This window comes from Synechococcus sp. MIT S1220 (genome assembly GCF_047303025.1).
Classification (GTDB): domain Bacteria; phylum Cyanobacteriota; class Cyanobacteriia; order PCC-6307; family Cyanobiaceae; genus Parasynechococcus.
Genome location: NZ_CP138939.1, coordinates 1,238,011 through 1,255,909, shown reverse-complemented (window position 1 = coordinate 1,255,909; position 17,899 = coordinate 1,238,011). Strand labels below are relative to the sequence as shown.

Annotated in this window: 22 protein-coding genes and 2 tRNA genes; 12 read left to right on the top strand and 12 right to left on the bottom strand. The window is 55.8% G+C overall.

All coding sequences use genetic code 11. The features are described 5' to 3' along the window. The first annotated feature begins 52 nt into the window (after positions 1-52). Complete coding sequence (locus tag SIB64_RS06200) at positions 53-832, top strand: hypothetical protein (RefSeq protein WP_413442385.1); 780 nt, start codon at positions 53-55, stop codon at positions 830-832. A 244-nt stretch (positions 833-1,076) separates the two neighbouring features. Here the strand turns inward: SIB64_RS06200 and SIB64_RS06195 are convergent, their stop codons facing one another. Beyond that, positions 1,077-1,541, bottom strand: a complete 465-nt coding sequence (locus SIB64_RS06195; RefSeq protein WP_413442384.1) for a nucleoside 2-deoxyribosyltransferase — start codon at positions 1,539-1,541, stop codon at positions 1,077-1,079. 147 nt (positions 1,542-1,688) lie between these two features. Here SIB64_RS06195 and SIB64_RS06190 point away from each other — a divergent pair, with 147 nt between their 5' ends. Continuing rightward, positions 1,689-1,934, top strand: a complete 246-nt coding sequence (locus tag SIB64_RS06190; RefSeq protein WP_413442383.1) for a hypothetical protein — start codon at positions 1,689-1,691, stop codon at positions 1,932-1,934. Between the two features lie 111 nt (positions 1,935-2,045). Here SIB64_RS06190 and SIB64_RS06185 read toward each other — a convergent pair whose 3' ends face one another. After that, the gene (locus SIB64_RS06185) at positions 2,046-3,266 is read right to left on the bottom strand and encodes an FAD-binding protein (protein ID WP_413442909.1); all 1,221 of its coding nucleotides are present in this window, start codon (positions 3,264-3,266) and stop codon (positions 2,046-2,048) included. A 278-nt stretch (positions 3,267-3,544) separates the two neighbouring features. Then, the gene (locus tag SIB64_RS06180; RefSeq protein ID WP_413442382.1) at positions 3,545-4,039 is read right to left on the bottom strand and encodes a YajQ family cyclic di-GMP-binding protein; all 495 of its coding nucleotides are present in this window, start codon (positions 4,037-4,039) and stop codon (positions 3,545-3,547) included. Between the two features lie 476 nt (positions 4,040-4,515). Here SIB64_RS06180 and SIB64_RS06175 point away from each other — a divergent pair, with 476 nt between their 5' ends. Together SIB64_RS06175 and SIB64_RS06170 are read left to right on the top strand one after the other, a co-directional pair. Then, positions 4,516-4,932: an MAPEG family protein gene (locus tag SIB64_RS06175; protein WP_413442381.1), complete on the top strand. Its 417-nt coding sequence runs from the start codon at positions 4,516-4,518 to the stop codon at positions 4,930-4,932. 344 nt (positions 4,933-5,276) lie between these two features. Beyond that, positions 5,277-6,455 (top strand): serine hydrolase domain-containing protein, encoded by a 1,179-nt coding sequence (locus SIB64_RS06170; protein WP_413442380.1) that lies wholly within the window; start codon positions 5,277-5,279, stop codon positions 6,453-6,455. Between the two features lie 146 nt (positions 6,456-6,601). On the opposite strand, the gene SIB64_RS06165 is transcribed toward SIB64_RS06170, so the two are convergent. Next, complete coding sequence (locus tag SIB64_RS06165; RefSeq protein ID WP_413442908.1) at positions 6,602-7,513, bottom strand: SPFH domain-containing protein; 912 nt, start codon at positions 7,511-7,513, stop codon at positions 6,602-6,604. Positions 7,514-7,628: 115 nt separating this feature from the next. On the opposite strand from SIB64_RS06165, the gene SIB64_RS06160 reads away from it, so the two are divergent. Further along, complete coding sequence (locus SIB64_RS06160; protein ID WP_413442379.1) at positions 7,629-8,060, top strand: NfeD family protein; 432 nt, start codon at positions 7,629-7,631, stop codon at positions 8,058-8,060. Here SIB64_RS06160 and SIB64_RS06155 read toward each other — a convergent pair. The 3 genes from SIB64_RS06155 to ebsA are packed head-to-tail and all read right to left on the bottom strand — an operon-like array spanning position 8,048 to position 10,127. Continuing rightward, the gene (locus SIB64_RS06155) at positions 8,048-8,581 is read right to left on the bottom strand and encodes a DNA recombination-mediator protein A (RefSeq protein WP_413442378.1); all 534 of its coding nucleotides are present in this window, start codon (positions 8,579-8,581) and stop codon (positions 8,048-8,050) included. The genes SIB64_RS06160 and SIB64_RS06155 overlap by 13 nt on opposite strands. A 19-nt stretch (positions 8,582-8,600) precedes the next feature. Beyond that, complete coding sequence (locus SIB64_RS06150) at positions 8,601-9,695, bottom strand: phosphotransacetylase family protein (protein WP_413442377.1); 1,095 nt, start codon at positions 9,693-9,695, stop codon at positions 8,601-8,603. Positions 9,696-9,728: 33 nt separating this feature from the next. After that, positions 9,729-10,127: a type IV pilus biogenesis protein EbsA gene (gene ebsA / locus SIB64_RS06145; protein WP_413442376.1), complete on the bottom strand. Its 399-nt coding sequence runs from the start codon at positions 10,125-10,127 to the stop codon at positions 9,729-9,731. A gap of 22 nt (positions 10,128-10,149) precedes the next feature. Here ebsA and SIB64_RS06140 point away from each other — a divergent pair, with 22 nt between their 5' ends. Continuing rightward, positions 10,150-10,902, top strand: coding sequence for an SDR family oxidoreductase (locus SIB64_RS06140; RefSeq protein ID WP_413442907.1), 753 nt, complete (start codon positions 10,150-10,152; stop codon positions 10,900-10,902). Here SIB64_RS06140 and map read toward each other — a convergent pair. Beyond that, entirely contained in the window at positions 10,883-11,722 is an 840-nt protein-coding gene (gene map / locus SIB64_RS06135) for a type I methionyl aminopeptidase (protein ID WP_413442375.1), read from the bottom strand. The two genes, SIB64_RS06140 and map, sit on opposite strands and share 20 nt — an antisense overlap. A 53-nt stretch (positions 11,723-11,775) precedes the next feature. Here map and SIB64_RS06130 point away from each other — a divergent pair, with 53 nt between their 5' ends. The 6 genes from SIB64_RS06130 to gltX all read left to right on the top strand — a co-directional run bounded on the left by SIB64_RS06130 (position 11,776) and on the right by gltX (position 14,756). Further along, on the top strand, positions 11,776-12,060 hold the full coding sequence (locus tag SIB64_RS06130) for a PepSY domain-containing protein (RefSeq protein WP_413442374.1): 285 nt from the start codon (positions 11,776-11,778) through the stop codon (positions 12,058-12,060). 28 nt (positions 12,061-12,088) lie between these two features. Continuing rightward, positions 12,089-12,559, top strand: a complete 471-nt coding sequence (rplS, locus tag SIB64_RS06125; protein WP_413442373.1) for a 50S ribosomal protein L19 — start codon at positions 12,089-12,091, stop codon at positions 12,557-12,559. A 66-nt stretch (positions 12,560-12,625) separates the two neighbouring features. Beyond that, a tRNA-Trp gene (locus SIB64_RS06120) sits at positions 12,626-12,698 on the top strand. 36 nt (positions 12,699-12,734) lie between these two features. Further along, complete coding sequence (locus tag SIB64_RS06115) at positions 12,735-12,923, top strand: hyperconserved protein Hcp (RefSeq protein ID WP_006043540.1); 189 nt, start codon at positions 12,735-12,737, stop codon at positions 12,921-12,923. 302 nt (positions 12,924-13,225) lie between these two features. Beyond that, positions 13,226-13,299: transfer RNA gene (locus tag SIB64_RS06110), tRNA-Asp, on the top strand. A 23-nt stretch (positions 13,300-13,322) separates the two neighbouring features. Next, on the top strand, positions 13,323-14,756 hold the full coding sequence (gene gltX, locus SIB64_RS06105) for a glutamate--tRNA ligase (RefSeq protein ID WP_413442372.1): 1,434 nt from the start codon (positions 13,323-13,325) through the stop codon (positions 14,754-14,756). On the opposite strand, the gene SIB64_RS06100 is transcribed toward gltX, so the two are convergent. The 4 genes from SIB64_RS06100 to wecB are packed head-to-tail and all read right to left on the bottom strand — an operon-like array spanning position 14,706 to position 17,879. Continuing rightward, positions 14,706-15,962, bottom strand: coding sequence for a cation:proton antiporter (locus SIB64_RS06100; protein WP_413442371.1), 1,257 nt, complete (start codon positions 15,960-15,962; stop codon positions 14,706-14,708). The two genes, gltX and SIB64_RS06100, sit on opposite strands and share 51 nt — an antisense overlap. Continuing rightward, positions 15,952-16,197 carry a hypothetical protein gene (locus SIB64_RS06095; RefSeq protein ID WP_413442906.1) on the bottom strand — a complete coding sequence of 82 codons (246 nt, stop codon included), beginning with the start codon at positions 16,195-16,197 and terminating at the stop codon, positions 15,952-15,954. The genes SIB64_RS06100 and SIB64_RS06095 overlap by 11 nt, the downstream gene beginning before the upstream one ends. A gap of 25 nt (positions 16,198-16,222) precedes the next feature. Then, positions 16,223-16,843: a DUF1643 domain-containing protein gene (locus tag SIB64_RS06090; RefSeq protein WP_413442370.1), complete on the bottom strand. Its 621-nt coding sequence runs from the start codon at positions 16,841-16,843 to the stop codon at positions 16,223-16,225. Continuing rightward, a complete protein-coding gene (wecB, locus tag SIB64_RS06085; protein WP_413442369.1) occupies positions 16,767-17,879 on the bottom strand; it encodes a non-hydrolyzing UDP-N-acetylglucosamine 2-epimerase in 1,113 nt (370 codons plus the stop codon). Before wecB ends, SIB64_RS06090 begins: the two co-directional genes overlap by 77 nt. Positions 17,880-17,899: the final 20 nt, after the last annotated feature.

The following is a 17,899-nucleotide window of genomic DNA, read 5'->3' as shown; positions in this document are numbered from 1 at the left end:
AAAGGGATTGGATTGCTAGGCTTAAGGCAAGGCACCAATTTATTGACCAAAAATGAAAACCAATAAACTGTTCTTCTCTGTTCTACTGGGTATCTCGGCGGTCATCGCCGATGTATTGAGCCCGCGCCAGCCTGCCCATGCATCTCTGAATCAAACGGTTGAAGCATTCGGCAATTATGTAATCTACCACTGGGAGCAAGATCCACAACTAAACACTTTCAATCCACCACAAATCATTACTAATGTTAAATCATCGACCAAAGTTTTAGGGGGTTGCTTCTCCAATCATGGTGGACGCATCGCAACGGATGTTGGAGGCACGTCGTATTGCCCCCGCGTTAACACGATTTATGTGGTGCAAGAAGAACTTGAACCATTTTACGAGGATTTTGGTCCTGCCGCCATCGCTTATGTGATTGCACATGAGTACTCTCATTATCTGCAAAATGTTTTTGATGTTGAATATGTACAGCCGATTTCAGAGCTCCAAGCGGATTGCCTAGCCGGCGCAATTCTGGGTCAAGGCGCCGACGACCTGCAAATCACCTCTGCTGATATTATTAATATGGCACAAACCGCCTACACGATTGGCAGCAAATCCCACGGGACCGGTGCACAACGTGCCTATGCAATCTATGCAGGTTTTGGACAATCACCTGAACTATCGTGTTCCACAGAAGACATGATCAAGCTGTCCAAGAATCAAGTGAATGATCCTATTTTCAAGCAACTTGCATCCAAAAGGCCTGGGACAAGAGGATCTGATATTAAGTTAGATGCACCTCAAACCCATCTCAAATCAATTTCAGGCAGCTTTCTTGGAGGGATTTAGTAGATCTAAACGCGAAAAATTAGAATATCGATAAAAATGATATTTTCCAGAACATCCATCAACGATTGGTCGTAATGAATTTATTTTGCACACGGACAATGCCACCTATTTCTATGAATCAAAGGCGCGATAATTATGTTGTTTTCCATATTCATTCAAAGCAATCATTGCAAAGTTACTACGCATTTTGCGTTTTGAACTCTACAGCTATCTTAAACCAACTGATTCAAACCACATCAACAGATCACGTCAGAACCCAACGAGCCAAAGCCTTCTCAGGTTGCTCAATTTCTTCGATGGAGCTGTAAACATAATTCCTCCAGTTCTTTTCCGGTAAACCCGCAAATAACATCAGGTTCAGGGGATAATCTTCAGAATCAGTGCAACGACGAAAATCATCGCGGAACAAGAAAATTGGTTTGTTCAGTGCCATCGCCGCTCCCAACTCCACCATCACCCCTTCATCGGGTGGCGTGCCATTAACGATCGCAAACAGGGCATCAGCATCACGCACATCTTGGAGATCGTTCTGAGCGACGCGATAGGCCCAGCCCGGATCGGCCAAATTCACCTGTCCATTGCGTTCAAAGGGTTCCCATACCTCAAGTCCCAACGCCTCCAGAGCTGCTACAAATTCAGGAAGGAGCAACCGCTTCCACTGCTCGGAAAAACCATAGGGAGAGGCAAGATAAATGGTCTTAGACCCCATGAAAATCCATCAACTGGGCAGACATAAACCATAGAGACACCACAACCTTGATCAGCCAAGAAACCGTTCATCGTGCATGATGAACACGGAAGGATCAATCTCCCAATAACAAAGACGAAAACCAGCCCACCCCTATGGACGCACACCATGGAGATTCCACCGCAGGAACAGACACGCAAGTGGTTTCGCAGCCACCTGTTGGGCCGAGAAGTGGAATTGCAGGATCTGTATGACCTTCCGCAGGGAGATCTCGATCTTGTGATGGCAGAAACAGCTGAAATCCGATCCGACCCAGACAATCGCTCCCGAAGCTACGGCCGTTGGTGCACAGCAGGATATGTACTCGAGTTAGCCAAAATTGTCGACTCAAGGCGCATGCAGAACGGTGAGTAAAGAGTGAACGGAAAAATTAGACGTCAATGCAACGTTCTCAGGGATCAATTCATAACCGAGAAGGCCAATCATGGCCTCCGTGATCTCGATTGAGTTTGGGACACGTCCCCATCATCCAAACAAAGCTTTGAGCCGTTTTGTATAAAAGACTCCGTCAGGATCCATGCGTTGGCGAACCTCCTGAAACGTTTCTAGTTTTGGATACAAGGAGCGCATCTGATCTGAATTCATATAAATCAATTTGGCAAAATGAGGGCGTCCATTATTGTTCAGCATAATGTTTTCCACCTTCTTAACCATTTGTTCAATGATCTTTGGGTCCTGATTGCCATTCACAGGGTGATAACAACCGCACTGAACATAAGCTTTGTCAGGGTCAGGCCCAGCAGCGAGCAAAGCGGATTCACCCGCGCTCTTCTTCATCCAGATCTTGGCTGGCAACAACTGGTTGTCGGCCTTAAATCGATCCAGAACTGACTGAAATTTCTCCAGTGGCACAGCCCATTCTGACCCAGCAATGGTTGGGGACGGGGGGGCGTAATTCATGACGACAAGATGAGCCGGACCACTTACAAATGGCACGCCATCAGCATTTGTACCTTTTATCAGATCGTTATGGTTCTCATCGTTTGAACTATCGTAATCAACCTTGAAAACAACCGATGGTTCTTCCAATAAATTCGCATGCAGAAAGGACATCGGCCCACTTTCAAAAAGACTTTGTTCCCAGTTTTGTGTTGCAAAAGGTTCCTGAGTCAGTGTCAGCCGGAAACCCTTCTGCAATTGAAGTGTCATCTCTGTCATCACTCCAAGCATGCCAAGCGAAATCCGAACGGCATCAAAATCAGGATGACGCTCATCGAGATCGACAATCTCCCCGTGCCCGTTCACTAAACGACAGCGAATCAGGGACGATGACATACTGCCAGCCATCACACTTCCATGACTTCCGGTTGAAACAGCCCCACCCACCGTGACCCAGGGAGGGGCTGGGGACGTGGCAAGTGTTAACCCCCGCTTCCACGCTTCACGATGCAATGTTTCCAGGGTGACCCCAGCACCACATGTCACAGTCATCGCTTCTGTATCAAAAGCGATCTGATCCAGATTCTTGGTTGAAATCAGCAGATCATTGGTCTGATCGAACCAGTACAGGCTCCAGGAGGTTCGCAATCCCACAACCCGACACGTCTGTCCTCGCTGTCTGCAAGCCTTCACAAGATCCACAATCTCCGCATCGCTTGAAGGAGCAAAAGCCTCAGCAACCCTCCCGTAATTGGTGTAACCAGACCAATCTCTCAAGGGAACATTTGCGGACTCAATCCCAGCCATCAAGTCCTCTGGCTTCAAGCTGTTCGTCGCATCAGCCAGCTGTGAATGTTCAGACAGCAGAGTCTTCGCAGAGGCGCCTGCCGCGATCTGGCGAAGCCCAATAACGCCTGCCGCCGTCAGCCCAGTGCGACGTAAAAACGACCGTCTTGTCAACACCATGGAAGGTCTTATCGGTTCCTATTCAAAGGATAATGAGTCTGAGATCGTTTAATTGTTCAAATCACAACATTGAAAACATCTGCATCGATACGCATAACCCCTGCAGCATTCACAGATATCTACCTGTAGTTCTCAAACTGGAGCGGAACATCAAGCTCATCCTCCTTACTCTTCACCAACTGAATCGCAGCCTGAAGATCATCCTTACTCTTTCCGGTGATTCGCAAGCTTTCTCCTTGAATCGCAACCGTCACTTTCTTGAGCTCATCACGCAAAATTTTGCTGAGCTTCTTCGCTAATTCCTTACTCAAACCCTTTTTTAATTTCACAACTTGCTTCACACGATTTCCTCCCACGTTTTCCGGAGTCTGAAACTCAAAGATCTTCAGAGAGAGGTTTCGTTTGGTCGCCTTGGTTCGTAAAATGTCTTCCACTGCCTGCAGGGTCATATCACTCGCGGTTGTAATCACCACCTCAGTCTCCTCCAGATCGATCTCTGTATTCGAATCTTTTAAGTCATAACGGGTTCCCACATCACGACGAACCTGATCCAGTGTGTTCACGAGCTCCTGGCGATCAAAATCAGACACAACATCAAAGGAGTACGACGCCATAACGCAGCGCTTTGGTAAAGGCTCTGTTCACAAGCTAGACCCGAGCCTTCATCGCTGCCAGCGATCTTCGAACGCGTGGTTGCTGCATCCAGAACGATGAATCCCATGAAAATCACTCAACCAAACCAATCAATCCGTCATGCCAAACACCCAGTTGATCTGACTGATAAAAAAGTGCTCCATCAAAACAACTCTCCATGAGATGAACACCATCGGCAATTTTTGCATCGCTCACCATCAAGATCGGCGTCGCCCTTTCCCACACAACCAAGAAACACTGGCCAGGAGAGCAGCGTTTCAAAGGCACTGAAGACATAGCCCGAACAGAAAGCAGCGCTCAGCGGCGTTCAAACCGATCAACAGCCCGACCCACATCCCGATCAAATCACCAAAGCAAACCGACAGAGCAATGCAGTCCTGAAGAATTGGCACTGAACGGAGCCGGCTAGGGTCTCGACCTTCTTTGGTTTTGGTTCATGGTTGCCGCTTTTGCCTGGGCGCTTTGTTTGATGGGGGCTGTTGTCATCGCCAGCATTGTGTTGACCGGCGCCGGCAGAGCCAAAGCGGATTTCACCTTGGACGACCTGAAGGCACCGCGAGCGATGTTCAACAGACTTCCGCCCTTTGGACAGCGAGCTGTTTGGGCTCAGGAGAACAGCTGGGAAGCCCTCACCCTTGGGGCTCCCGCCATGTTGTTGTGTCTCGTGGCTGGAGTCGAAAGTTCCACTGCTATTGCAGCCGCTTGGATCTGGCCAGCCGTGCGCGTCGTTTATCTGTTTGCCTACGTTGGCAACATTCCTCCCCTACGTGGTCTCTGCTGGGCCTCTGGAGTCACGGCTGTTGGGATCTGTTATGTGGAAGGTCTCCGGGCTGTGATTGCTGCCTCCAACTGATCCATCCAACAGCTCGTCATCCTTGTTGATAGGAACCCAATTGGATTGAATCAATGGGAATCATTGAGAGCTGCAACATGGAGTCTGAAACCAGCGCTTGCTTTTGAAACCTGTTTGGAAGCTCGAGCATGCGAATTGATCGGCTCATACCCTTCAAAACACAAGAGATTTGCAAGACTGCTCAACATCTGGCCCAGAGATTTAACCTCCGAACAAGATCAAAGACAAGCCAAGCTTTAAACCATAATGTTTACCTGATTTGACTTTCACTTGCCCTTGATCGGCAATTTTCACTCAGAAAATAAAATTATTGCTAAACAAAAGAAAATCACCCAACCAGAAGCATGCCATTGCATTCGGGACTGCGTTGCATGGCGTCTGCCCTGATGGGCACCCTCCTCGGCACGATCGCTCAGCTCGCTTCCCCTGCAAAAGCGGCGACACAACCCTTCAGCCCTCTGCAGCAACAGATCGAGACGTTGCGCCAGGAGCACAACATTCCAGGGGCTTCGGTTGCAGTGATTCAAGACGGGCGCATCGCCTGGGCCCGGGGCTTCGGGATGGCCGATCTGGAGAGCAGCCGGCCCGTAACGGAACACACCCTGTTTCAGGCTCAATCGATCACCAAGACGCTCACATCACTGGCCACGGTGAAGCTCCTTGCAGCCGAGGAGATTGCTCTGGATGAACCCGTCAACCGTTACCTGAAGGGATGGAAGGTTCCTGAGAATGACTACACCGCAAAGGTGCCGGTGAGCTTCCGCATGCTGCTGAACCACACCGGAGCCCTGAGCAATCCCTATCCCGATGGCTGCTGTGGGCCCAAGGAAACTCTGCCAACGTTGCCGCAGCTCTTGCGCGGCCAACCACCGGCCAACAACCCACCGCTCACGGTGGAACGAATCCCCGGCACACGCTACGACTACTGCAATGGCTGCTACACAGTGCTGCAACCAGCGCTGGAATCCATTGCCCAGCAATCCTTCCCGGCCCTGATGCAGGAGCTGGTGCTGCAACCGGCGGGCATGAGCAGGAGCACATTCGATAACCGCTTTTTCCTGGACGACACCAGCTCCATCGCCATCCCTTACGACGCCGACGGCACCCCCCATCAAAGGGCTCCGATGCGGAATCCGATCCTCTCCACTGGGTTGATGTGGAGCACCGCCAGTGACCTGGCCCGCTTCAACCTGGCCTTCACCCAAGCGCTGGACAGCAATCACAAGCTGCTCGACCAGGCATTAGCCGAACAGCTGACGATTCCGAGTTCCACTGCTTCACGCAGCCTCGGGTTCTACATCGGCAACCGCGATGCGGGCACGCAGGCCCGGGGGCAGTACATCTTCCACGGAGGGTCCGGGAACGGCTACCTCAGTCTTTCGATCATCAGCCTGGATGGAAACCATGGCGCAGTGATTCTGATCAACAAGGCACCAAACCCCTGGCTGACGACAAACATCCCTCAGTACGATTTCATCATTTCTGCACTGAAACTAATCAGCAATTTCAATCATTGGACATAAAACCTTAAACCAAGAGCATGCTTAGCGAAATCAAATTGACAAGAAAAGGGAACATACATGTTCCCTTTCTCTCGTTGCAAGATTCTTAAACGCGTCAATAAAACCTATCGCCAACGTTTCCAGAAACGGCCTCTTGTTTGATCCGATCAACCCTGGCCCTGCTGGAATTGCTTCAGCGCAGCAATCAATGATGCTGGCGACTGGGGATCCACCATCAGCACACTGCCTGCCGGCGCATCAGCCATCTGTTCACCCATGGCCATCCAATCCTTGGCCAACAGCAAACGCATCGCCTCCTCCGCCTTGGGGTTGGACTCAAGAGCACGGGCAATTTCAAGGGCAGCTTCTGCTTTCGCTTTGGAGAGCAGTTCCTGCTGCTTTGCCTGGGCCTCGGCATCCAACAACACAGCCTCCTGCTGAGCCTTGGCATCCAAAACCAACGCTTCCGCCTTGCCTCTGGCCTCATTGAGCTGGGATTCCTTCTCGCCTTCTGAACGAAGAATGGCGGCCCGTTTCTCCCGTTCCGCCGTCATCTGGGCTTCCATGGCCTGCTTCACACCAGGGGAAGGAAGGATGTCGCGCATTTCAACCCGCGTGACCTTCACTCCCCAGGGATCGGTGGCTTCATCCAATTCCCGCAGCAACAACTCATTGACCTCTGAGCGGGTCGTGAAGGTCTGATCCAAGACCAACTTGCCCATCTCGGCACGAATCTGAGTCAGCACGAGATTGACCATGGCGGCCTGAAGATCATCAACCGCGTAGTAGGCACGGGAATGCTCCAGCAGCTGCCAATACACAACTGCATCCACCTGAATCGACACATTGTCCCTGGTGATGCACTGCTGGGGAGGGATATCGAGAACCCGTTCCTTCAAGGATTCATAACTCACCACTTTCTCAACAACCGGAACCACAAAAGACAAACCAGGTTGCATCTCGCGGTCGTACTTGCCAAGGCGTTCCACCAGCCGTGAACGACCACCGCTGGTGATTTTGACGCTGCCACTGCCAAGGGCCAGCAACACGAATAGAGCTGGCAATGCCAGTGCTTCCATACCGTTGGAGATCAACTTCGGGAACGGTAGAAATCCAGGAAATTGAACCTGGAGAATCACCGGAAAGGTTTTCGTTCATCAGATTGAACCCAACCTTCCTTGATTGGCGCGAACCATGACCTGGATATCCCTGATCTGGCTCGTGATTGCCATGCTGCTTCTCGCCATGGAATTCAGCAGCATCAGCTTCGACGGACTGATGCTCGCCGCCTTCGCCGGACTGGTGCTCTCCGTGCTGACCGCCCTGGTCAGCCTGCCGCCGCTGCTCCAGATCAGTCTGTTCGTGGGGCTGACGCTGCTGGGTGCGGCAGGAATCAGCCGCTGGGGAGCACACCGTCATCCCGCCATCTCCGGCCAGCACCTTCAGGAAGATCAGGCCCGCGTGATCAAGGCGATTCCAGCGGGTGGATCAGGCCGCGTGCGCTGGCATGGGCAGAGCTGGGCGGCGATCTCACTCGATCCGGAGATCAGCCTCGATCGGGATGCAGAGGTGCTCGTGATGGGGCGGGACGGAACCCACTTGCAGGTGTTGCCTCAGTCGAAGTAGAGCAAACTCACCACCTTGCCCATATCTTCCGCTGTTCGCGCACTCGCCAGCAACGTTTCACTGTCGTGAAACACCAGGCAAATCAGTTGATCGCAGCGATTGATGATCTCCTGATTGCAAAGGCTGCTCGCCATCGGCAATGGCAGATCATCTTGTTCAGGTTTATCGATCAGGTGAAGCACCCTCTCAAGCAGGTCTCTGATCTCGCTCGGCTGACGATCGAGGCTCTGAGGAAGCAACACCGTGAGCTTGGAGGGGTCCACCTCAAGCACCCCGCGGATCACCGCGGCATTCACGCCCTGCGAGCCCGAGGTAACGATGGAATGGCCTTCCTGCACCAGGGAACGAGCCACCAGCTCGATCAGATGAATCGCGACGACGGGTACATGACGGCTACCGAGAATCGCGATCCGTCGCTGACCCTTGTCCTGCAGAAGCGCGAGCTCCTGGGCAAGAGTATCGACTCGATCAAGAGCTGGTAGATCCAAAGACTGACCCAAGGACAACCGTCCGGCCCTCATCGGAAGCTAGCAGTGAACATCAGGCCTGGACCGGCAGGTGCAGTGCTTCAAACAGACGGTCGATCCGACAGTGCTCCTCCACAAGCCGGAAGGCATAGGTGGCCTTCACCGCCTCATGCAGGCGCACATGGCCAAAGGCCTGTTCGATGACTTCCACTGTGGCCAAGGTGTCATGGTCCACTTTCAACAGAGGGACATCGAGCTCTTCGGCCCGGCTAATCAGTTGAGGGAGCGGTTCTCCTGCGCCGGTGAGAATCAGGCATTGCGTGGACGCTTCCAGTGCCGCCAGCTGAATATCCGTGCGATCTGCACCGGTCACAACGGCCATGTTGCGGCGTTTGCGGAAGAACTCCATGGCGGAATTGACATTCATTGCTCCGATGCTGAGGGTCTCCACCAGCAGCTCTTCCCTCTCGGGACAACAGATCACCCGTGCATTGAGCCGTCGTACCAGTTCACCCACGGTGACGCTGCGCAGGAGGGGTGAACGCGGCATCACACCGAAAACGGACAGTCCCAAGTTCTCCAGTGATGGCACCACCTGACGCTCCAGACTTTCAACCTCGTCGGGGGTTACGGCGTTCAGCACGACCCCCACAAGCCTGTCGCCGAGGATCTCCCTGGCGGAGAGGAGCGCATCAACGCTGCGGCTGTCCTGCCAGAGATGCACCAGCACCACCTGGGCATCCAGCCCAGCGGCCAGTTGGGGCAGGCTGAGCCCGTAAAGCAGACCTTCCTGAAGGCTTCCCGCACACTCGAGCAAGGTGAGGCCGTCAGCGGCAGCGACCTGATGCTTCAAAACCTCGAAACCCTCACCTGGATCGAGCTGCCCCTGACCCAACCGAAGCGTTGCCGTCGTCGGTGACAACAGATGCAGTGAGGGAATCAGACGCGTGGAGTCCATCCCGAGGGTTTCACCGACGAAACGCACGTCGTCGTCGATCAGAGGCTGAGGCAGAGGCCCTTTATTGGGATCCCAGTCGAGGCTTGTGGCGAGTGGCTTCCCGAAGCGAAAGGGCAAACCCGACTGGATCAATTTCTGGGCGATCCCCAGCACGAGAGCGGATTTACCGCTGAAGGGCTCACAGGATCCGATCAGAAGGGTCGTTCCCATGGAGAGCGGCTCAGTCGTTCCTGGTGAGGGAATCTAGGGGCCGGAAGGCGTCTCATCACCCATCTCATCAGAATCTGAGTCGACCAGAAGCCACTGCCAGAAGGCATCAGGCAAATCAAGACCCTGACCATCAGGCTCTGTGCAATCCATCAGCCAGGTCACCAGCTGATGCGTGACGAGCTCGAAGCGGTAGTGCAGCTCAGGCTTCTCGGGAAACTCCAGACCGCAGCTTGTGCGTTCCATGGGGGCTCGTACCGAGTCCCAGCGGAGCAGATAGCGGTGACCATTCGCCCCTGCAACGGGACGAAGGCCTTGAAACGCAAGCGCAGTCAACCGCTCCAAGGCGACCTCAAGTTCACGCTCACGGGCCAGTCCACCGCAATAGGGCGCAAACAAGGCCCGAAGAGCAGGATCGTTGAAGGGTGGCACCATCGGCACCCGGCTGACACCAAGGATGCCCGAAGCTGAACGGATGGCACACCTCACACCTGAAGGCGGCCGATGGTCGGGCCAGCGCATTGGCATCACAGGGGCCCGAGGCGCTCTCGGGGGAGCGCTTTGCCGCGTGTTACGTCAAAGGGGGGCCGAGGTGATCGGCCTGACCCACAGCCCTCCTCCTTCCCTGACGGACAACGGCCCGAACCAGTGGATTGTCTGGCACTGCGGCCATGAAGAGCAGCTCGAGGCAACGCTGACCGAGCTGGACATTCTTGTGATCAACCACGGCATCAATCCCCAGGGGGACCTGGATCCGGACACTGTGGATCGAGCCTTGGAAATCAACGCCCTCAGCAGCTGGCGTCTGCTTCGGCTGTTCGAAAGCATTGCCACCAGGCGTGGTGCTGAACAGCCGAGCGAGGTTTGGGTGAACACATCGGAAGCTGAGATTCAGCCAGCGCTTAGCCCCGTTTATGAACTAAGCAAACGACTGATCGGGCAATTGATCAGCCTGCGCGGAACCCAGCGCGGCGCAGTTGAGCGGGAAAGGCTGAGAATTCGAAAGCTTGTGCTGGGCCCATTCCGTTCAGACCTCAATCCGATCGGACTGATGACGGCGGGATTTGTCGCCCAGCAGGTGATTTTTCAAGCCGGCCTTGACCTGAATCTGATCATTGTTACCCCGAATCCGCTCACCTATCTGTTGATGCCGATGCATGAACTTGCGCGTCGGCTCTACAGCGCGATGCTCAGTCGCCGCGATCGGTGAGAATGTCACAGCCATCGCTGGTGACAAGAACCGTGTGCTCCCACTGAGCGGACAGGGAGCCGTCTTGCGTCACCACCGTCCAACGGTCTTTGAGCGTGCGGCACACCTTGCTCCCGGCATTGAGGATCGGCTCAATCGCCAAGGTCATGCCCGGTCTGAGGGTCACGTTGGGGAGTTCATCCGTCCGAAAATTGAAGACTGATGGCTCCTCGTGCAGGTTGCGACCGACACCATGACCCGTGTAATCCTCCACCACGCTGAACCCATTGGCTCTGACGTGATCCTCAACGGCTCCGGCAATGTCCAGAAGCGTGTTGCCCGCTTTCACTTGCCCGAGGCCGGCCATCAGTGCTTCCCTTGCCACTCGGCTGAGGGTCTGAGCCTCCTCGCTCACATCCCCGACGCAGATGCTGACGCAACTGTCACCGTGATAGCCCTCGAAGTAGGCACCGGTATCCACCTTCAGCAGATCGCCCTTACGGATCACCCGTTTCTTGCTGGGAATTCCATGCACCACTTCGTTGTTGATGCTGGCGCAGATGCTCGCAGGGAAGCCGTGATAACCCTTGAAACTGGGTACAGCACCCATCTCGCGAATTCGGCTTTCCGCAAAAGCGTCGAGATCTCCCGTCGTCTGGCCGGGTTCGACCATGGCCATCACCTCGCGCAGCACCGTGGCGACGATCGCGCTGGCCTTGCGCATAATTTTGACTTCGCGGGCCGATTTGATTTCAACTCCACGCCGTTTCTGAATCCGAGGCCCCGTGGCGGTGACACGTGAAGATTGCGTGGTAGCCAGCAAGTCAGCAAATAAATTCATCAACCACCTCAATATCCGTCACGCTATCAAGATCATCCTCGGATAAGTAGCCCATGGCCTGGTTTGTGCAGGTTCGCGAGCTGCATCGACGCGTGGCTCCCCTTGTTCTGCTCCCGCTTCTGATCACGGTGCTCAGCGGCGTGAGCTACCGACTAGCCAGGGATTGGTTGGGGTTCAGTCGAGATCAGGTGCACTGGATGATGGTGGTCCACGAAGGGGAATGGCTCGGGGCGAACCTGGAACCTGTGGTGGTCCTTCTGAATGCTTTGGGTCTGCTCTGGATGTTGATCAGTGGGGGTGCTTTGCTGATTCAGCGCTGGCGCCGCCGGGTACACTGATTGTTTGGCGATACAACGCGGAGCTGGGATGGCAGCCGACCCCAAGGACACGACTGTGACGGAAGAAAACCCGGATGGCGCCACCGAGGCGGCCGCCAATGCAACGGTCAACACGACCGCGACAGCCACCGCATCCCGCAAGCTGAGCGCTGAAGAGCTGATCAAGGGATTCGAGCAGGCCCAACTGAAGAGTGAGCTCCCTGAGATCTATGTCGGAGACACCGTTCGTGTTGGCGTGAGGATCAGCGAGGGCAATAAGGAACGCGTCCAGCCCTATGAAGGTGTCGTGATTTCCAAACGTCATGGCGGCCTGAACGAAACGATCACGGTTCGTCGGATCTTCCAGGGCATTGGCGTGGAAAGGGTTTTCATGCTGCACAGCCCACAGGTGGCCTCGATCAAAGTGGAACGGCGAGGTAAAGTACGAAGGGCGAAGCTTTTTTATCTGCGGGAACGGGTGGGCAAGGCCACCCGCGTGAAGCAGCGCTTCGATCGCTGAGGTTTCGGCCTCGTTCAATCCAGTTGCCATCACCATCCTGGTGATGGTTGAGGGGTTCATCGCCTTGCGCCGTTAGTTCAGTTGGTAGAACGCAGGTCTCCAAAACCTGATGTCGGGGGTTCAAGTCCTCCACGGCGCGTCCGATGACCCCTCGTGCAGTTTCCCGGTTCTGAGCATGGAGTTGGATCTTCAACCTGGTGATGTCGTCAAGGTCCTCGAGTCAGCCGCCCTCGGCTGGGTCAGGGCAAGAGTCATCCGCGTCAAATCTGGCGGTCGCGTGGTCGTTCAAAGCGATCAGGGTCGGGAATTCACCGCCCGCGGCAATCAAGTTCGCCTCATTGAGCCCGCTGGCTTCCGTCCCTAAGCCGGGCTGATTTCAGCTCTACAAGAGCGTGTTGAATCTCTTCACCAATCCCGGTGGTTCGACCACCGGGATTTTTTGCTGTTGATTTCGAAATTCAAACGCCAACAGTGGTAACTAAAGCAATTCAGCTCTCAACACCCAAGCGCTACCAACGCTTTCAACCTTTTTGTTGAGCCCGATCCCACAACACTGGTTGTCAGAATGTTGACGGAGGGCAGGGCGGCAGTTGATACTTGCTGGGTCGCGCAAGCGATGCAGATCAGATCCCTGAGGGCGCGACCCAAAGGTTCTCCATCCGATCTGGGACCGTAGTTCAATTGGTTAGAGCACCGCCCTGTCACGGCGGAAGTTGCGGGTTCGAGCCCCGTCGGTCCCGTCTTCATCATCTGATCGAAAGGCATGGTGCGGGTTCGTTTGGCACCCAGTCCCACCGGTACGCTTCACATCGGTACCGCGCGCACGGCCGTTTTTAACTGGCTTTATGCACGCCACGAGCAGGGTTCTTTTCTGCTGCGCATTGAAGACACCGACAAAGAACGCTCTAAGCCGGAATTCACTACCAACATCCTTGAGGGGCTCACCTGGCTCGGAATTGACTGGGACGAAGATCCCGTCGTGCAGAGCGAACGCATCGATCAGCACCAGGCAGCAATCCAAGAGCTCCTCGATCAAGGCTTGGCTTACCGCTGCTACGCCAGCGAGGCTGAATTGGAGGCCATGCGCGAGGCGCAGAAAGCTGCAAACCAAGCACCTCGGTATGACAACCGTCATCGCAATCTGACTGCGCAGCAGGTGGCGGCCTATCAAGCCGAAGGCCGTGAGGCTGTGGTGCGGTTCCGCATTGACGACAACCGCGACATCCACTGGCGCGACTTGGTGCGTGGGCCGATGCACTGGCGTGGTGCAGACCTCGGCGGCGACATGGTGATTGCGCGGCGCGCCCCAGCTGATCAGATCGGAGACCCGCTGTACAACCTTGTGGTGGTTGTGGATGACGCTGCCATGGCCATCAGCCATGTGATCCGAGGCGAGGACCACATCGCCAATACAGCCAAGCAACTGCTGCTTTACGAGGCCCTCGGATTGCCAGTCCCAACCTTCGCTCATGCTCCGCTGATCCTCAACGCCGAAGGGCGCAAGCTGTCCAAGCGTGACGGAGTCACATCCATCAGCGATTTCAAAAACATGGGGTACACCCCAGAAGCGATTGCCAACTACATGACCCTGCTCGGCTGGTCGGTACCCGATGGAATGGATGAACGCTTCAACCTGAACCAGGCTGCTGGGGTGTTCAGTTTTGAGCGCGTCAATAAAGCCGGAGCCCGTTTCGACTGGGACAAACTCAATTGGCTCAATGCCCAGGTGCTGCATTCGCTCAGTGGCGATGCACTGCTTGAGCAGCTGTGTCCTCTCTGGGCAGCACAGGGTTGGCCAATCCAAGCCGAGCGTGACTGGATGCTCGAACTGACAAGCCTGCTGGGACCGTCTCTCACGCTCCTCAACGATGGGGTTGACCAAGCTCGCCCCTTCTTTGAGCAGCCACCCCTCGAGGCCGACGCTGAGCAACAGCTGGCCATGGAAGGTGCCAAAACAGCCTTAAGCCACCTCAGTGATGCACTTCAGGCACAATCCTGGGATGGCAAGGACAAAGAACGAGCCCAGTCCCTGCTTGGTGATGCTGCCAAAGCTGCCGGTGTGAAAAAAGGCGTGCTCATGAAGTCGTTGCGAGCCGCGTTGCTCGGGCGCCTGCAGGGGCCTGATTTACTGACCACATGGTCGTTGTTAGCTCAGATCGGCGAGGACCTGCCCAGACTCCGCCGTTGTCTTGGCTGAATCTTCAGGTTCATCGGTCTGAATCAAACCGAGAGACTTGGCGAGGGGCTGCGCCGTGAGGCCCTGCAGTCCAACCGTCATCAGGATCGTCAGAAACACCAAGCCTTGCAGCCTTCCTGCACCAAGAATGCCGGCCTGCTCGAGTCGAATTGAAAACAACGAGGCCACGGAGGCCGTGACGATGCCCCGCGGGGCAAGCCAAGCGAGAAACAGTCGCTGACGCCATTCCAGCGGCAAGCCGGTGGTGGCCACCCCCACCGCCGCTGGCCGAACCAGCAGCATCAAGACCAGCACACAGGACACACCGCCCCAACCCAGCGGACTCAGTTCAGCCCAGGACACATCAGCCGCCAGCAACGGAAACAACATCGTGATTGCCAGTTGCGCGAGCTCCTGAATCAGAACATCCAGATCGGCGGTGTAAGCAGCTGGGCGCCTGCCAACGACGAGGCCTGCAGCGACGGATGCGGGCAGAGCTGATTCCGGCAGCAGCCATTCGCTGACTCCATACATGAGAAACAACATGCCGAGACTCAGCTGGAGCGGAAGACCCGAAGCCTGATCAGGCTGCAGGCGGCTCAGCACCTCGGAAAGAAGCCAACCCACGCTGACCCCGATCAGGACCCCTCCACCCAACCTTGAGAGCAACCCAAGCGCCACTTCCCTCCATCCATGGAGATTTCCCAGAACCAACTCCAACAACAACAGGGCCAGCACGGCACCAATGGGCTCCAGGACAAGGCCTTCCGCCTCCAGCACATCACCCAACGGTGGGGCCAGACGCATCTGACGAACCAGGGGGGTCACAACCGTGGGACCTGTGGCCAGAACGATCGCGCTGTAAACGGCCGCTACCGACCAATTCAGCCCAGCCAACCAGTGGGCAGCCAACAATCCTGCCCCGAGCGAAATCAACAACCGGAGCACGGTGATCCGTTGCACGGTTGTTTTGATCGTGTCCCCTGGGAGCCGCAGGTTCAGACCACCATCGAACAGCACCAGGCTGACGAGTAGGCCAACAACCGTGCCGAGCCCAGGACCGAGATCCAGTGGCTCCACAAGGCCAAGACCAGAGCGTCCGATTAGCAGGCCGGAAAGGAGCAAAAGGACAACCCCGGGCAATCCGGACACAGCAGCAAGAAGCCGGGCTGCCGCCCCCGCAAAAACGGTGACGCCCCAAAGGAGGCCAAGCCGCTCAGGCGTCATCGACAGAGGAGAACTGAGGTTCCACTCGCACCGCGACCACTGCCTCCGGGCGGACGACGAGATACTCGCCATCCAGATCACTGATCGGGACGTTCACAAAGCCCCCCTGGCCCTCGGCATTGACGATGCCTTGATACCACTCCTGGAACATCTCCAGCTTGGGGAAATGAACCCTTTCGGTCTGGCCGCCGACGAGATGAAGATGCACCGCGTAGCGGCGTGGTGTGCGAGGCATCGGCGGAAGCGACAGGCCAAGGCGTTCACTCAGGATGGCGGATCGATCCATTTGCTGCCCAAACGAACGCCTTCAGTTGCAGATCTCGACAGGCGTAGAGAGGGTGCCTTGGCATCCCATTGCGGTTCACCCCAATCGTGAGTGGTCCCCTGGCGGCCGCAAAAACGTTTTGCCGGTGCACCCAGCAAGGCTGCAACAACGCAGCAACAGTCCGGTCGCGATCAAGACAACCCCCTCGACTGCCCCAACCGCACCAAAGATCCACTGCGGAATCCACTGACCAACGCTTGCCCCAATCGAGCAACACCTGATCATTGGCAGCGCCGACGGGATCCTCCAATCGTTTTAGAAGTGTGGGCTCGGTTGCGACACGGGCAAACAAATTCAGAACGACCAGCTCGGCGTACCCCCAGGAACGGGCAAATCCACAGAGCCGGCGAAGGGTCGGATCATCACGACGGTCATCCGCCACGGAGGGATTCAGCCCGATGAACAGGAGCGTCCCCCGACCCGAATCCAGGCAACGGCGCAGCCACCAGCGGTACCGACGCCCTGAACTGAAACTGACATCAGAGACCGAGTCGCTTACTGCACAGTTGGAGAATCCGTTGGCTTGCCTGGCCGTCGCCGAAGGGATTGACAGCACGGGACATCGCTCCGTAAGCCTCTGCATCCTCCAGCAATCGCGAAGCCTCCTTCTGGATACCGTTGGGATCCGTTCCCACAAGCCTTGCCGTCCCAGCCTCAACGGCTTCCGGGCGTTCCGTTGTGCGGCGCAGAACCAGAACGGGTTTGCCCAGTGCAGGTGCCTCTTCCTGAAGGCCTCCGGAATCGGTCAAGAGCAACGTGCATCCCTTCATCGCCGCAACCAGGCGGTCGTAATCCAGAGGTTCAGTCAGAACCACCCGCGGATGAGAGCCAAGCAAATCCTGCAACGGTTCGCGAACTGTGGGATTGCGATGCAGAGGGAGCAGGAGTGCTGCATCGGAGTGCCGATCCAACACCTTGAGGATTCCTGCCGCAATGTCGTTGAGGCGATCTCCCCAGTTCTCACGGCGGTGCACGGTGGCCAGGATGACTCGCTGTTTCTCCCAGTCGAGGCCCTCAAAAGATAGTTTGGGAGCGGATTCCGCCATCAAAAGAAGAGCATCGATCACCGTGTTTCCAGTCACGGCGATCTCCCCCACAACCCCTGAAGCCCTCAGGTTGCTCTCCGCTTGAGTGGTGGGAGCAAAATGAAGCGTGGCGATCTGAGACAACAGTCGCCGGTTGGCCTCTTCTGGGAAGGGATCGAGCAGGTTGTCCGTTCGCAGACCCGCTTCGACATGGCCAACGGGAATCTGTTCGTAAAACGCGGCAAGTCCTGCGGCAAACGCCGTCGTGGTGTCGCCCTGCACCAGCACGAGCTGGGGCGGATAGGCCTGAAAATCGTCACGCAGACCCTGCAGAGCTGCACAGGTGACGTGCGTCAGTGTCTGACATGGCGCCATCAGATTCAGATCCAGATCGGCCTTGAGACCGAAAAGATCCATGACCTGAGTCACCATCTCACGATGCTGGCCAGTCAGGACAACCCTGGTGTTCAAGCCAGAGAACCCCTGAAAGACGCGGATCACCGGAGCCAGCTTGATCGCCTCCGGCCTGGTACCCAGAACGATCGTGACGCGAGGCGATTCGGCCATGACAATCGCTGTGGTAACGG